This window comes from bacterium, from assembly GCA_041649255.1.
In the GTDB taxonomy this organism is placed as follows: Bacteria; Hydrothermota; UBA3073; order JACQXS01; family JAQTXJ01; genus JAQTXJ01.
This window is the reverse complement of record JBAZNK010000002.1, coordinates 164,491-178,831: the sequence shown is the minus strand read 5'-3', so window position 1 is coordinate 178,831 and position 14,341 is coordinate 164,491. Positions and strand designations below refer to the sequence as shown.

The 14,341-nt window shown below is 37.2% G+C and carries 11 protein-coding genes; 3 read left to right on the top strand and 8 right to left on the bottom strand.

Translation table 11 applies throughout. The annotated features are described in order from the left end of the window. The first annotated feature begins 60 nt into the window (after positions 1 to 60). The gene (obgE, locus tag WC614_02295; GenBank protein MFA5031825.1) at positions 61 to 1,026 is read left to right on the top strand and encodes a GTPase ObgE; all 966 of its coding nucleotides are present in this window, start codon (positions 61 to 63) and stop codon (positions 1,024 to 1,026) included. On the opposite strand, the gene WC614_02290 is transcribed toward obgE, so the two are convergent. After that, a complete protein-coding gene (locus WC614_02290; protein MFA5031824.1) occupies positions 1,021 to 1,791 on the bottom strand; it encodes a hypothetical protein in 771 nt (256 codons plus the stop codon). The two genes, obgE and WC614_02290, sit on opposite strands and share 6 nt — an antisense overlap. Positions 1,792 to 1,803: 12 nt before the next feature. Further along, on the bottom strand, positions 1,804 to 4,602 hold the full coding sequence (gene uvrA, locus WC614_02285; protein ID MFA5031823.1) for an excinuclease ABC subunit UvrA: 2,799 nt from the start codon (positions 4,600 to 4,602) through the stop codon (positions 1,804 to 1,806). A gap of 100 nt (positions 4,603 to 4,702) precedes the next feature. Here uvrA and WC614_02280 point away from each other — a divergent pair, with 100 nt between their 5' ends. Together WC614_02280 and WC614_02275 are read left to right on the top strand one after the other, a co-directional pair. Then, the gene (locus WC614_02280) at positions 4,703 to 6,961 is read left to right on the top strand and encodes a T9SS type A sorting domain-containing protein (GenBank protein ID MFA5031822.1); all 2,259 of its coding nucleotides are present in this window, start codon (positions 4,703 to 4,705) and stop codon (positions 6,959 to 6,961) included. A gap of 22 nt (positions 6,962 to 6,983) precedes the next feature. Then, complete coding sequence (locus WC614_02275; GenBank protein MFA5031821.1) at positions 6,984 to 7,589, top strand: sugar transferase; 606 nt, start codon at positions 6,984 to 6,986, stop codon at positions 7,587 to 7,589. Positions 7,590 to 7,718: 129 nt separating this feature from the next. Here WC614_02275 and WC614_02270 read toward each other — a convergent pair whose 3' ends face one another. The 6 genes from WC614_02270 to prfA all read right to left on the bottom strand — a co-directional run bounded on the left by WC614_02270 (position 7,719) and on the right by prfA (position 13,923). Beyond that, positions 7,719 to 8,018, bottom strand: a complete 300-nt coding sequence (locus WC614_02270; protein ID MFA5031820.1) for a polyhydroxyalkanoic acid system family protein — start codon at positions 8,016 to 8,018, stop codon at positions 7,719 to 7,721. A 237-nt stretch (positions 8,019 to 8,255) separates the two neighbouring features. After that, on the bottom strand, positions 8,256 to 10,214 hold the full coding sequence (locus tag WC614_02265) for an elongation factor G (protein ID MFA5031819.1): 1,959 nt from the start codon (positions 10,212 to 10,214) through the stop codon (positions 8,256 to 8,258). Between the two features lie 8 nt (positions 10,215 to 10,222). After that, on the bottom strand, positions 10,223 to 10,993 hold the full coding sequence (dapF, locus tag WC614_02260; GenBank protein ID MFA5031818.1) for a diaminopimelate epimerase: 771 nt from the start codon (positions 10,991 to 10,993) through the stop codon (positions 10,223 to 10,225). A gap of 221 nt (positions 10,994 to 11,214) precedes the next feature. Next, positions 11,215 to 11,784, bottom strand: coding sequence for a hypothetical protein (locus WC614_02255; protein MFA5031817.1), 570 nt, complete (start codon positions 11,782 to 11,784; stop codon positions 11,215 to 11,217). 182 nt (positions 11,785 to 11,966) lie between these two features. After that, positions 11,967 to 12,884 carry a peptide chain release factor N(5)-glutamine methyltransferase gene (gene prmC, locus WC614_02250; GenBank protein MFA5031816.1) on the bottom strand — a complete coding sequence of 306 codons (918 nt, stop codon included), beginning with the start codon at positions 12,882 to 12,884 and terminating at the stop codon, positions 11,967 to 11,969. Beyond that, a complete protein-coding gene (gene prfA / locus WC614_02245; GenBank protein MFA5031815.1) occupies positions 12,835 to 13,923 on the bottom strand; it encodes a peptide chain release factor 1 in 1,089 nt (362 codons plus the stop codon). The genes prmC and prfA overlap by 50 nt, the downstream gene beginning before the upstream one ends. Between the last annotated feature and the right edge of the window lie 418 nt (positions 13,924 to 14,341).

Below are 14,341 nucleotides of genomic sequence, written 5' to 3'. Positions count from 1 at the left end.
TACTTAAAGTCAATAGTTGTTAATTGACTGGATTTATTGTTCCCATATAAAAGGATATCTATGTTTATTGACCATGTAAGAATCACGGTAAAAGCCGGAAACGGCGGAAACGGTTGTGTAAGTTTTCGTAGAGAGAAATATGTCCCTAAAGGCGGACCGGATGGTGGAGATGGTGGTAGAGGCGGGGACGTAATTTTGGAAGTTAACGAAGCACAGCACAGTTTATCCGATCTTTTTTATACTCCTCACATAAAAGCAATGTCCGGTGGACACGGAAAGGGGAACAATTGTTATGGTAAAGCAGGTGAAGATAAAATAATAAAAGTATCCCCAGGGACAGTTGTTTTTGATGATAAAAAGAACTTAATAGTAGACCTTCTTCATCAGGGAGACAGATTTATAATTGCTAAGGGAGGAAAAGGCGGTAAAGGAAATACAACATTCAAAAGCTCCACAAATAGAACTCCTCGTAAGGCAACATTAGGAAAAGAAGGAGAAGCTTTTGCGCTGTTTCTTGAACTAAAACTAATCGCAGACGTTGGTTTTGTCGGGTACCCGAATGCCGGGAAATCCACCTTACTATCTAAAATATCAAATGCACATCCCAAAATTGCAGATTACCCGTTTACAACTTTAATTCCAAATGTAGGCGTAAGAAAGATAAATGATAGAAAAGTAACCTTTGCCGATATACCGGGAATAATAGAAGGAGCGCATAACGGGAAAGGATTAGGATTGGACTTTTTACGACACATAGATAGAACGGGTATGATTGTTTTTATAATTGACGCAAATCAGGATATATTAAACCAGTATATGAATTTACAAAATGAATTAAAAGAGTATAATCCCGATCTTCTAAAAAAGCCGTCAATCGTTTTACTCAATAAAACAGATTTATTAGAAGGCAAGAAGAAGTTTCGTTCCCCGATAGAAGAAGCAATACTAATTTCCGCGTTAAAAGAGAAAGGGATAGAAGACTTTTTGAATGCGGTAAAAGAGAAACTGGTAGATGAAAAATTATAAATTCAAGTCTTTTACTGTGGAATAAAACCACTTTTTTACAACTTTATGCTTTGCTTTTAAGTCATTAACATCTTTGACGAAATGGAGTTTTTCCAGCTTTTTTACGATATCTTTCGGTAAATCGTAATATATGTATTTTACCCTGAAATTGTAATGGAAAGGAGCATATTTAATCCTTAATGCTATAAGCAGGTAACTTAGCATAAAATTCATATAAAAATCAAGCGCCTCAATGTAATTTTTCCTGTTAATTTCTTTTAGAAAAAAAACATTGTGGAATAACTCAAATTTTATTTTCAAAGTGTCTAGATAAGTTTTTAATTGCCTATTGAAATCCTCAGGTTTTATAGGTTTACATTGAACTATATTATTTTTGTCAAAGTGAACCAGTGCCTTACCATGAATCTCTTTCTGGAGAAACTTATCGGGTTTGCTGATTTTTGCTATGGCAAAATCAATCAAAAGAAACTTATCGGTATTTTTTAGCTTATAAAATTTCTGATAGAAACCTCCTGAAGAGGCTAAAGGCATTTCGCATACAATTTCTATGCCGGATAATTTTTTTAATATTTTTTCCGTATATTGAAAAACTTTATCAACGGCGTCATCGTTTGCGGCAACCATAATATCAATATCACTCCATTCATCTATTCGATTGAATGCTGCTGCGCCACCTTCCCATACTGCTTGAACAAAACCCAATGGTTGCAAAGTTTCTACAATTGCTTTCACAATCGTTTTTCTTTTCAGTTTATTGACTTTCATAATATTCGGCAGTTATTTTTTTAGAATTTTCTTTAAAAACTGTCCTGTATATGAGGATTTACATTTCGCAATGTCTTCAGGTGTTCCCTGAGCGACTATTTCCCCGCCTGCGTCGCCACCTTCCGGTCCAAGGTCAATTATCCAATCAGCGCATTTTATGACTTCAGGATTATGCTCAATAACTACAACCGTATTTCCTTTATTTACAAGTCTGTTTAATACGGAAAGTAACAGCTTTACGTCTTCAAAATGCAGTCCCGTAGTAGGTTCATCCAGTAAATACAAAGTATTTCCCGTTGCCATTTTAGATAATTCTTTTGCCAGTTTAACTCTTTGCGCTTCCCCGCCCGATAATTTAGGCGCGGATTGTCCTAGTTTGACATATCCAAGCCCTACATCGCAAAGAAGTTGTAATTTATTTACGATTTTGGGTATCTCGCTAAAGTGTTCCAACGCTTCAGTGATGGTCATTTCAAGAATTTCGGATATGTTTTTGGATTTATATTTGATTTCCAATGTTTCACGATTAAATCTTTTTCCTTTACAGGCTTCACATTCAACATAAATATCCGCTAAGAAGTGCATTTCCACTCTTATAAGGCCATCCCCTTCACAGGCTTCACATCTTCCGCCCCGCACATTAAAAGAAAACCTTCCCATATCATATCCCCTTACTTGAGATTCTTTTAGTTGCGCGAATAATTCTCTTATATGGGTAAAAACTCCTGCATAAGTAGCCGGGTTAGAGCGGGGTGTCCTGCCTATTGGGGATTGGTCTATGTTTACGATTTTATCAATTGCAGTAATATTTTGTATTGACGTATGCTCTCCGGGTACGACTCTTGAGTGCCAGAAATGTCTTGCAAGAGCAGGGTACAGGGTATCGTTTATGAGACTTGATTTCCCCGAACCCGATACTCCGGTTACTGCAGTAAATGAATGTAACGGAATTTTAGCATCAATAGATTTCAAGTTATTATGTTTTGCCCCTTTTATTTCAAGGTATTCTTTGGGTTTTCTGCGAACCTCGGGTTTTTCGATTTCACATCTGCCTGATAAATATTTTCCGGTCAAGGAATTTCTACTTCTCATTATGTCTTCCGGTGTTCCCTGGGCGACTATTTTTCCGCCTGTTTCGCCACCTCCGGGTCCCATATCAACTATCCAGTCAGCCTGAAGAATCGTGGACTGGTCATGTTCAACGACTATGAGCGTATTTCCCACGTCTCTTAAATGTTTTAAGGTATTTACCAGTCTTTCCGTGTCTCTTTGATGCAGTCCTATTGTGGGTTCATCCAGTATGTAAAGTATTCCGGTCAACCCTGCTCCAATTTGCGTAGCAAGTCTAACTCTTTCGTCTTCCCCGCCGGATAAGGTATCTGCGTTTCTTGAAAGTGTAAGATAATCCAGTCCGACATCAAGCAGAAATTTGAGCCTTCGTTTTATTTCTTTTATTATTTCGGGAGCGATTTTCTCTTCCGAAGGGGTTAGTTTTAGTTCCTCAAAGACTTTATAAGCTTCTTTTATTGTAAGCCTGGTAATATCACTTATATTTTTATCTCTTATTTTAATTGAAAGGGATTCTGGCTTTAGTCTTGTGCCTTTACATTTTGGGCAGGGAGTAGTTACCATATATCTTCCTATTTCCCATCTTACCCATTCAGATTCTGTTTCCCTGTATTTTCTCAATAAGAAAGGAACTACTCCATCAAAATCTTCATCCCCATAAATAAGCAACTTTTTAACTTCTTCCTTTATTTTCTCATAAGGTATATCAAGAATTTTTTTATCAATAGAATGCCTTGAGAAAAGCCCCATTAATTCCCAGTGCAATTTCTTTCTTGGTTCCCCCCACGGTTCTATCACGCCCTCATTTATTGTTAAAGTTGGGTTTACGATTAGTAATTCCGGGTCGATATCCAGTTTTACTCCTAACCCTCCACATTCCTGACATGCGCCATAAGGAGAGTTAAAAGAGAACAATCTTGGCGATAATTCTTCATAAGAGACATCACATATAGGACAGGATAATTTAGTGCTGAATATGTGAAGTTTTTCATCCCTTCCTACGTCAAGACTTCGGCAGGCAGGCTTGCCTTCAAGAATAAAAATTATTCCTTCTCCTTCATGGAGCGCTATTTCACAAGAATCAGCCAAACGAGATCTAATGTCAGGATTAACCGTCAATCTATCAACGACAATTTCGATATTATGTATTTTATAACGGTCAAGAGGTGGTGGTGTATCGATATCGCATATTTTGCCGTTAACTCGGATACTTATGAATCCTTTTCTTTTTATTTTAGTAAACAACTCGTGGTATTCACCTTTTTTACCTCTTATTACCGGTGCAAGAATCTTAATTTGAGTGTCTTTAGGGAATTCAAGAATACGGTTAACAATCTGGTCGACTGTCTGTGAAGTAACCTGTCTTCCACATTTATGACAAAAAGGGATTCCGATCCTTGCAAAAAGAACTCTCAGATAATCGTAAATTTCAGTGACGGTGGCGACAGTTGAACGTGGATTTTTGGATAATGCGCGCTGGTCTATTGAAATCGCGGGAGATAACCCTTCTATGTAGTCAACGTCGGGTTTCTTCATTATCCCGAGAAACTGTCTTGCATAAGAAGAAAGGGATTCTACGTATCTGCGTTGTCCTTCAGCGTATATTGTATCAAAAGCAAGTGATGATTTGCCTGATCCAGAAAGTCCCGTAATGATTACGAGTTTATTTTTGGGAATTTCCAGACTTATGTTTTTCAGGTTATGAACTCTTGCGCCCTTAATGATTATTTTATCGGGTAACATAAGAGTAAATTAAACAGATATTTTAAAAGAAGTCAAGCTTTTTGACATCAAGGGATTTTTACTTGACAGAGAGCTTAATATGCGTACATAATCACAGTATATGGTATTACTATTATTGCTTATAATTACAACGACTTCTGATATACAACCAAGACAATACTGGGGGTATAAATCCCCTGAAAAAATGGAAATAGCAGGAGATGAGACCAATAAAGTAAAGATAGGTAATTTTTCTGCCCCTAAGGGGAATACAATAATTTCAAGAAAAGATAAATCAGTAATAAAGTGGGCTCTTATAGATAGTTGCTCTTTTTATGGCAGAATTCAGGCAAAAGGGCGCTATTATGTACAAATTGACAGCGAAAAACTTTATCCTGTGTTGTCCGACACTCTTAATACTCTTGCAACTCAGGCAGTTGAAGCGTCTCCCGAATGGATTAGAATACCGCTGTGGGATAATTTTGCCCGTATGGAAGCTGCTTGTCAAGCTGCTTATGCATCGCTTATCCTTTCCACTCCTTATCCTTATACGGATGAACTTGCATTTGAGGTTGCAAGAATAGATCCCGTAGTATTAAAGCATTACCAAAGTGATCCTAAAATATTTATAGATAACATTAAACTTATTTATAAAAATGATAGTATGCTTGACTATGTCAGACTTGTGGAATATTCGGATTATACTACGGCAAAATATAGAATAGCAGACCATAATAACGATACTACGGAAATAGAGATTCCAAAAGAAAGGTATTACTGGGATATCGTTCATCCCCTTCTCCAAATGGAAGCTCCTTCTTATGTAGACCCCAAAAATGGAAGCGGTGTTCCTGCTTATTTTTGGAGAGACTATTTATTTAATTACTCCGATACTGCCGAAAAAACCGTCTGGGGTGGATATGATACCGATACCATATATGCAGGATATGTTTCTCCTATATTGCGAGACCAACTTGCAGGTGAAAAAATTCTTTATAATAATATAATAGATACCATTCCGAATAACGGCGCTATTGGTAAAGTTTCACAATGGATTAGAGACGTTATGGTTTTTAATTTTTTCCCGGGAGATATGTGGAATGGCGAACGTTCAGGCCAGCCTGTAAGAATCTATCATCTGCATAGGGGGAGGTGTGGAGAGCATTCTGTTTTAACCGAAGCTGCAGCGAGAGCGGCATTAATTCCGACAAACGCTCCTTATGACGTTACAAGAGACCATACATGGAACGAATGGTGGGATACTGAATGGAGAGGATGGGAACCGGGCGGCGGTTTCCTTAACTCTACAGTACATTACGAATTAAACAACCCGACCTGGGAGTTTAGATCCGTATTTAACTGGAGAGGCGATGGGTATATCTGGGATGTTACTCCAAGATATACACCATACTGCACTTTAAGCGTTATCGTAAATGATATCTCGGGATTACCTGTGGATGGAGCAAAAGTATCGATATATAGTGAATATTATGATTATGACGTCTCAAAAGAAATTGCTGAATCCGATAGGAGATACACGGATTCAGAAGGGAAAGCCGAATTCTTGCTCGCGGATACGGTGAATTTTTATGTAAACGTAAATGGCATATTAAGAGGGATTTATCCGGCTCCAAATAAGACAACTAAAATCATATCTTATGCTGTTGCGGGAGAGCATTATAACTGGTCTTGTAATCTTCCGGGGCACCAGCCTTCTATGACAATATCTCAGGATACTTTATCTGATACGGTGCAGCTTTACAAAATTGAGGCGAATTTTAAAGTTAACCAGGAAATAGTTCATGGATTCGCTATGTTCCCGGTGAATTTAGGTTCGTATACACCTTTCCAAAAATATGGATATTATATAGATGTGGCCAAAAATATTGAGTTTTTTATTTGTGATTCTGGAAATTTTAATGCTTATGAAAATGGAACAGCTTTAGAAGCTTTTGAAATTGGACATAATGTGGATTCAGGAAATGTAAGTTTTATATGTTCTGATAAAAAATGGTATGTTGTGTTTTCTACAAAAGACCTTGTTGAAAATGGGGAAGTCGTTACCCTGGATGTAAAACTTTATAAAAACAGTGGTGCTGTAGAAGATGGGGGAGAAGCCCGTAATTTTTATATTAGCGTTTCCCCGACAGTTTTTAGAACAAATCTTTCCATTAAATTTATGTTACCAATAACAGAAAAAATAAGCTTGAAATTATATGATTTAACCGGGAGATGCGTAAAAACAATTATTAGTAACGAGTTAAAAACAGGATATCAAGAAATTGATTTTAGCGGAAAAACAATAAAAAAAGGTATCTATTTTTTAAGATTTGACAGGGAAAATAAACCATCTTTAACGAGAAAGATTATAAACCTGTAAATCAACGAAATGCTTCGTCTTTATGTTAAAACGAGTATTTGATATTTTAGCCTCATTAATTGGATTAGTCCTTTGTATCCCAATTTTTATTATCGTTTCTATTTTAATAAAGTCCGATTCAAAGGGGCCTATTTTCTACGGCGGGACCAGAGTTGGCAAAAAGGGGAAAAAATTCAAACTTTGCAAATTCAGGACAATGAACCCGGATGCAAGCAAAAAAGGCCCGGCGATTACTTACAGTGATGACCCCCGTATAACAAAAATAGGAAAGTTATTACGCAACACAAAAATAGATGAATTGCCACAACTTTTAAATGTATTAAAAGGAGAGATAAGTTTTGTAGGGCCAAGACCGGAATCTCCTTTTTATGTCGAAAAATACAATAAAGAACAGTTAAAAGTTTTGGATGTTAAACCAGGCATAACGGGGTTAGCCCAGTTAAAATTTCCTGCAGAAGAAAGCATACTAAAAGAAGAAAACTTACATGAGGATTATCTTCATAATATACTTCCTCAAAAACTGGTTTTAGATATGGAATATATCAAAAAATACTCTTTTATATTTGATTTGAAAATCCTATTCCAAACTTTGTCAATATTGTTAAAAGGCAGGGGTAATACGAAATAATACAAAATAAAGAATTCCGTTAATCTGCGTCCAAATTTTCTGTTTTTATCTTACGCCCCTGTTTGTCGTTTTGTTTGCTTGTCTACCTCTGGCAGAATAGGGCTCGTTCCCTATTGTTTCTCTCAAAAATCACGAAAGTATCTTTTCTAATTCTTCTCGAATCATACTTTCAATTTGTCCGCTAAACACTCTTGCTATAGCAGGAACTTCCACATCCAGAGCAACTTGACTCTTTTTCAAATAAACTGTCCCGCTCGTTGTAAGCGTCATAATCTCCATAGTGAAATCCATTTGAGTATGACCTGCATCCCATTTTATCTCTGGATTACTTATATTGTCGGGATATCTCTTTTGTAACCCTGAAAATAGCCCATTTATCCTTTTGTAAGTTTCTTCGTTTGTTAAACTATGTTTAGTCTCTATTTTCATATTTGAGTTACGAATTAAATATACTATTCTCTCAGTTTTGTTGAAATACGAATAGCTCCAAAGGCTTATTCTGTCTCGGCCGGTTCCTTTTTACCTGCCTGCCAATCTTCTTGGTAGGTACTCTTCCACAACCTTTTGCGGCGTTTCTTCTTTATTCTGCCTCTGTTGGTTCCTTTTTACCTGCCTGCCAATCTTCTTGGTAGGTACTCTTCCACAACCTTTTGCGGCGGTTCTTCTTTATTCTGCCTCTGTTGGTTCCTTTTTATACTCTTCCACAACCCTCGATTGAGTTTCTCTCGGCACTTCTTCGTAATGCGAGAACGTTTGAGTAAAAGTCCCTGCTCCTTGTGACAGGGAACGAAGAACCGTGGAGAATTGGTATAATTCGGATTCCGGAACAAGAGCAAAAAGTTTTTGATATGTATCTACGGATTCCGTTTGTTCTATTTTGCCACGGCGGGAAGAAATATCTCCCATAACATCACCCATATATTCGGAAGGAACAAGAATTTCTACCCTCATTATAGGTTCAATCAATGTAATACCTGCTTTAGTCAGTCCTTCCTTGAATGCTATGTTTGCGGCAATTTTAAAAGCAATATCCGAAGAATCTACATCATGATAAGAACCATCATAAAGAGTTGCTCTGAGGTCCGTAGTGGGAAATCCGGCTAAAATTCCTTTTTCTATTGCTTCACGCAATCCTTTTTCTACGGAAGGAATGAATCTTCTTGGAATTCTGCCTTCAGTGATACCATCAACAAATTCAAATCCCTTGCCTCTTTCGAGCGGCTCAAATTTGACCCAGCAATCTCCGTATTGTCCGTGTCCGCCCGTTTGACGTTTGTATTTTCCCTGTTGTTCAACTGCTCTTGATATTGTTTCCCTGTAATGGATTTTGGGTTTTTCCTGTAATACGTCCACTCCAAATCTGTTTTTTAGTCTGCCAAGCAGGACGTTAATATGAACTTCACCCATACCGGTAAGGATGGTTTGTTTCGTTTCCGGGTCAAATGTGGAATTAAAAGAAGGATCTTCATCACGTAATTTACTAAGGCCGTTGGATATTTTTTCCTCGTCTTTTTTAGTTTTCGGGACAATAGCTGTTTTGGTTTGATAAGGTGGAAACTCAAAAGCCGGGAAAACTATTTGTTTATCTTTCTGGGCTAAAGTATCTCCTGTTTGGGTATTTTTTAATTTTACAATTGCTCCAATCATTCCGGCAACTAAACCTGTCGGGACTTCTTCCCTGTCTTTGCCTTTTACGGCATAAAGTTGGTTTAATTTCTCGTCTGCTTTCTTATTGGAATTATATACTGTTGCGCCGGGTTCAATACTCCCCGAAAAAACTCTTATGTATCTTAAATCACCTAAATGCGGATCAACTACCGTCTTAAATACTAATGCGCTTAATCCCGGTTCTTTTGATTCCTGTCTTTCCAGAGGCGATGGTAAAAATGCAACTGCTTCGAGCAATTCCTTAACTCCAATATTATTATATGCATCCCCGGCATACAGAGGAACAAGTTTTCTGTTTCTGATACCCATTTGTATACCGTTATTTATCTCTTCAGGAGAAAAAGCCTGTTCGCCCAAATATTTTTCAGTAAGAGCATCATCTACTTCTGCAATCGCTTCAATAGCTGTTGATTTGTAAAGACTGTCTGTTTCAAGAGTATTTACTACTTTTCCTGATTCGTAGGCAGTAATAGGAGCAACGCTTTTCCCAAATAATGAAGTTAAAAGATTTAGTGTTCTGTCAAAGTTTGCGTTTTCTTTCACAAGTTGGTTAACGAATATTACAATTGGGATATTAAGAGAGTCTGCAAGTTTTTTAGCCTTCATTGCTCCGAGTTCTAGTCGTTCCGAACAGCTATTTACAATAAGAATAGCTATATCTGCGGCTCTTGCTCCTGTAATAACGTCACCGTAAAAATCGTCATATCCCGGAGTATCAATTATATTTATCAAATATTTATTTTTCCATTCAAACCATCCCAAACTTAAGTTTATAGAACTTTTTCTGTCAATAGAATCTGTTGTATAGTCAAACATAGAAGTGCCGTTCTCCACTTTCCCGATTCTTGAAGTTACACCTGCGTTAAACATCATCGCTTCAGCAAAAGTTGTCTTGCCTGAACCTGCGTGCCCCAGCAATACGATATTTCTTATATCAGATGAATCTACTTTCTTCATTTATCCCCCTAAGATTCTGTGAAATTTCCTTTATAAACGATTTTTGGATTTCCGTATAATGTAACATCATTTATTTTCTTTATTTCTACCTCTAAAACACCGCCTCTTGTAGTAACCTTGACATTAGAGTCTAATTTCTTTTTCATCCAGCCTACAATAGAAGCAGAGCAACTCCCGGATCCGCAATCAGTTTCTCCTTCTATGCCTCTTTCATAAGTTCTTACTATAATTTCATTTCTTTTTACTATCTGAACGAAATTTACGTTGGTTCCTGATTCCCTGAAATACGTATGAAATCTTATCGGTTTAGCTAACTTATTAATGTCTATATCTTCAACATCTTCAACAAAGCATATAGTATGGGGGACACCGATATTTACAAAGTTTAGTTCTTCTTTTTTATCTCCTACAGTTAGATAGAAATCCAATATAATATCTTTGGGCTTTGGAATCTGGATAAAAGCTTTGTTGTCCTTGTTGCCTCCCTTAAATACTCCTGCACCAGTAGTAAACTTTAATTTAGGTTTGTTTTCGTAAAGCATAACACATAGGGAACCATTTCCGCAAACACTGTATTCTGTCGCATCAGGGTTAAAGTATCTGAGTTTGAAATCTGTGGTTTTACTTTTTTCAATAATAATGACGCCATCAGCGCCAATACCTTTGTGTCTGTTTGCAATACGGGGGATAAGTTTGCCTAAATTCTCCGGCAATTTTTCTTTACGAGCATCAATGATAATGAAGTCATTCTCCCCAGAATAAGCTTTTATAAATTGCATTAGTGTTGTAATTTATTGACATTCATTGAATTTGTCAAGTAAAAATGAAAGGTTGATTGTGAAAAAGGATAATCTAACGCAAGCTTCCATAACTACCGTCAAGCCGTCAGATTGAGTTAATCCTCCCCCAATCTTGAAAAATCATGCCTTCCCGTAGCAGTTAAGCTTGGGGGGAATAACTTTTTTTCTCTGTGTCTCTGCGTTTGCTTTTTTTGTTGTACTTAATTGGTAGATGTTATTATGCAGACCGTAATAATGACAATGCTACCAAGAAGTCCACCATCTATAGCATCCCTAATTCGTTCTTTTTTAATTCTATCTCTATAACATTCTGTATAACTGTTCACAAAATCCGAAGACGTATAAATTAATTTTTCCTTTGGGGGATTAGAAGGAGGAAGACAACATGCGAGGATAATATTCGGCGGGAAAATACAAGACCCCAAATACCAACCCCATTGCTTCCCACTGGCATCTTTACGAGCAAGAACACGCGCATCCCTTATTGCATCACCTATTTTATTTTGAGAAATTATTTTGTCTGTTTTGATCTGTCTTCTGATAATTTCACTGATTTCATCTGTCTTGAAGACAAAAACTTTTTTATCTTCTGTTTCAATTGCTGTAGATACATTTAAAATTTGCTCAATTATCATGCCATGTATAATTGAACCATTTTTAAGATAAATAATATCTTCCGTTTCCTCAGGTTGAGCCCTTAAAATACTTGAAAAACAAGCAACCGCGACAAAAATTGCTATTATATTTTTTAATCGCATTTTCTTATCCATTTCAGGTTGAATACCTATAGTATTTTAATGCTAATGTCAACTTTTTTTTAAGGTAAATAACTAATTGTGGAGTATGTATTCTCTGTGTCCTATATCTTCCTTATGGTCTCTGTATTTTGTTGTTTTTTACTATCAATTGTTTTGTTTTTTATTCGTGTTAATTCGTGGATGAAATCGTTTCTCTACTCTGTTTTCCGGTTCGCCGTAGGCGGATTACTAGACCTTGACGGAGTGTTTTTATCTATTCGTTCTGTTGGGGTTGGGGGTAAACTATTTCTGCAAATAACTACTCTTGGATTGCCTGACAAGTCATTTACAAACTCTATCTTCTTAAATCGTTTTTTTGCTTCTTGTTCCAATGCGTCCTTTTGTTCAGGAGAAAATTCTAATACAAGAACGCCATTTTTACAGAAACACATAGAAACATCATTTATAATCCGCCGAATAACAGACAACCCGTCTTTTCCGCCGTCCAACGCTAACTTTGACTCAAACGTCCTTACTTCTTCCTGTAATGTCGGTATAACCGATGTTGGTATATAAGGGGGATTTGATACTATGAAATCTGCTTCTATATTTATTGCGCCTAATAAATCAGCCTCTATAAAATGTACCCTATTATTTACACTATGTACTTTTGCATTCCTTTGTGCTAATGTTGGTTTAATTATGTCTGTCGCATATACTATTGCTGAAGGTAAATATTTTGAAAGCGTAATCGCAATTATCCCGCTTCCTGTGCCTATTTCAACGATTTTAGGATTGGGGTTGTCTTTTGCCAACTTTAAGACAGTTTCAATTAAAGTTTCCGTTTCGGGACGGGGGATGAGTATTGGAGGCTCTATAATAAACTCCAGTCCATAAAAGAATGCTCTGGAAGTTATATATTGGATTGGCTCGTGTTTAAGCCGTCTATCTAAAAGATTGGTTATGGTTTGCGCTTCATTGTCGGTAATGATTCTGTTGTGTTGTAGACAAAGAGTTACTTTATCTATCTTCAGGGCATAGCCGGTTATTATTTCTGCTTCTGTTTGGGGACTTTCAAAGCCTTTATTCTTTAGGGTTTGTGTTACCTGTTTCAATACTTCTTCTATTTTCATCTTGTAGTGCGGTTATAAACTCATCTAAATCTCCGTTAAGTATCATATCAAGTTTGTGCAGGGAAAGGTTTATTCTGTGGTCGGTAACTCTTTGTTGTGTAAAATTATAAGTTCTTATCTTTTCGGACCTGTCGCCTGACCCTATTTGTTGGGTTCTCGTAGCCTGGATTTCGGAATGATGTTTTTCCGCCGCTTCGGCATAAATTTTTGCATATAATATTTTCATTGCGCGTTCGCGGTTTTGTAATTGTGAACGCTCATCCTGACAAGTTACAATCAGGTTAGTCGGAATATATATAAGTCTCACCGCGGATTCAACTTTATTTACGTTCTGCCCGCCGTGTCCGCCGGCTCTATAAGTCTCAATTCGTATGTCTTCGGGATTAATTTTTGCATCTATTTCGGAGGCTTCAGGTAAAACGGCTACGGTAACGGTAGAAGTATGTATTCTCCCGCTGGATTCAGTTTTCGGGACTCTTTGCACCCTGTGTGTTCCGCTTTCATATTTCAAAAATTTATATACGTTTTTACCTTTTACATTAAATATAACTTCTTTAATGCCGCCGATTTCAGTTGAGTGGTTTGACATAATGTCAACCTGCCATCGTTTGCTTTCAGCGTATTTAAGATACATTCTGAACAAATCTCCTGCAAAAATAGAAGCTTCGTCGCCGCCGGCGCCCTGTCTTATTTCCATTATTGCGTTGCGGGAATCGTTCGGGTCATTAGGGGTAAAAAAGTCAATTATTTCTTTCAGAATGCCCGCTTTTTCCGTTTCAAGTTCGGCAATTTCTTCTTTAGCGAGGGCTTTCAATTCATCATCATTAGAAGATAAAACCTTATTGTCTTCGGAAATCTTTGTTTCTACAACTTGATACCTTTCCCAAATCCTGACGGCTTCGGTAAGACCGTTAGCTTCCTGGGAAAGAGAAACGAATTTGTTTCTGTCTTTTATGGCATCGGGAGAGGAAAGGTACTCGTGGATTTCGTTCAGTCGTTTTTCCGCTTCTTTTAGTTTTTCTATTAGTCCAGTCTGCATTTAGGTGGAAAAATTACTACTTTTTGAGTAAATGTCAACTTTTAAATAGTAGCTTGCTCTTTCTTTTTCTCCCACACTTTGTTGCCCTCCTTTCTGTTTTTCCGTCTCTGAATAATTAGTTTGTAGGCACAAATTCAATTTGTGCTTTTTTTCTACTTCTTTATTTTTTCGCTATTTTCTATTGTTTGTTTTTCGTTACAATAAGTTATAGGAAGCCCTTTCCAGCTATGCTGGGCATTCTGAGAATCTCTTTGTTGTAGGGGCGAATGGACATTCACCCTTTTCCTTTGCAAGTTGGGTAGGTTGAAGCCATTACTGTTGTTTGTTATTCCCGTCTGCCTATTGGAGACACGGCGAAAGTCAAAGACCCCGCTTAGGCGGTGGTCGTAGATCCCGCCGTAGCGGTGAGCAGGGTGGT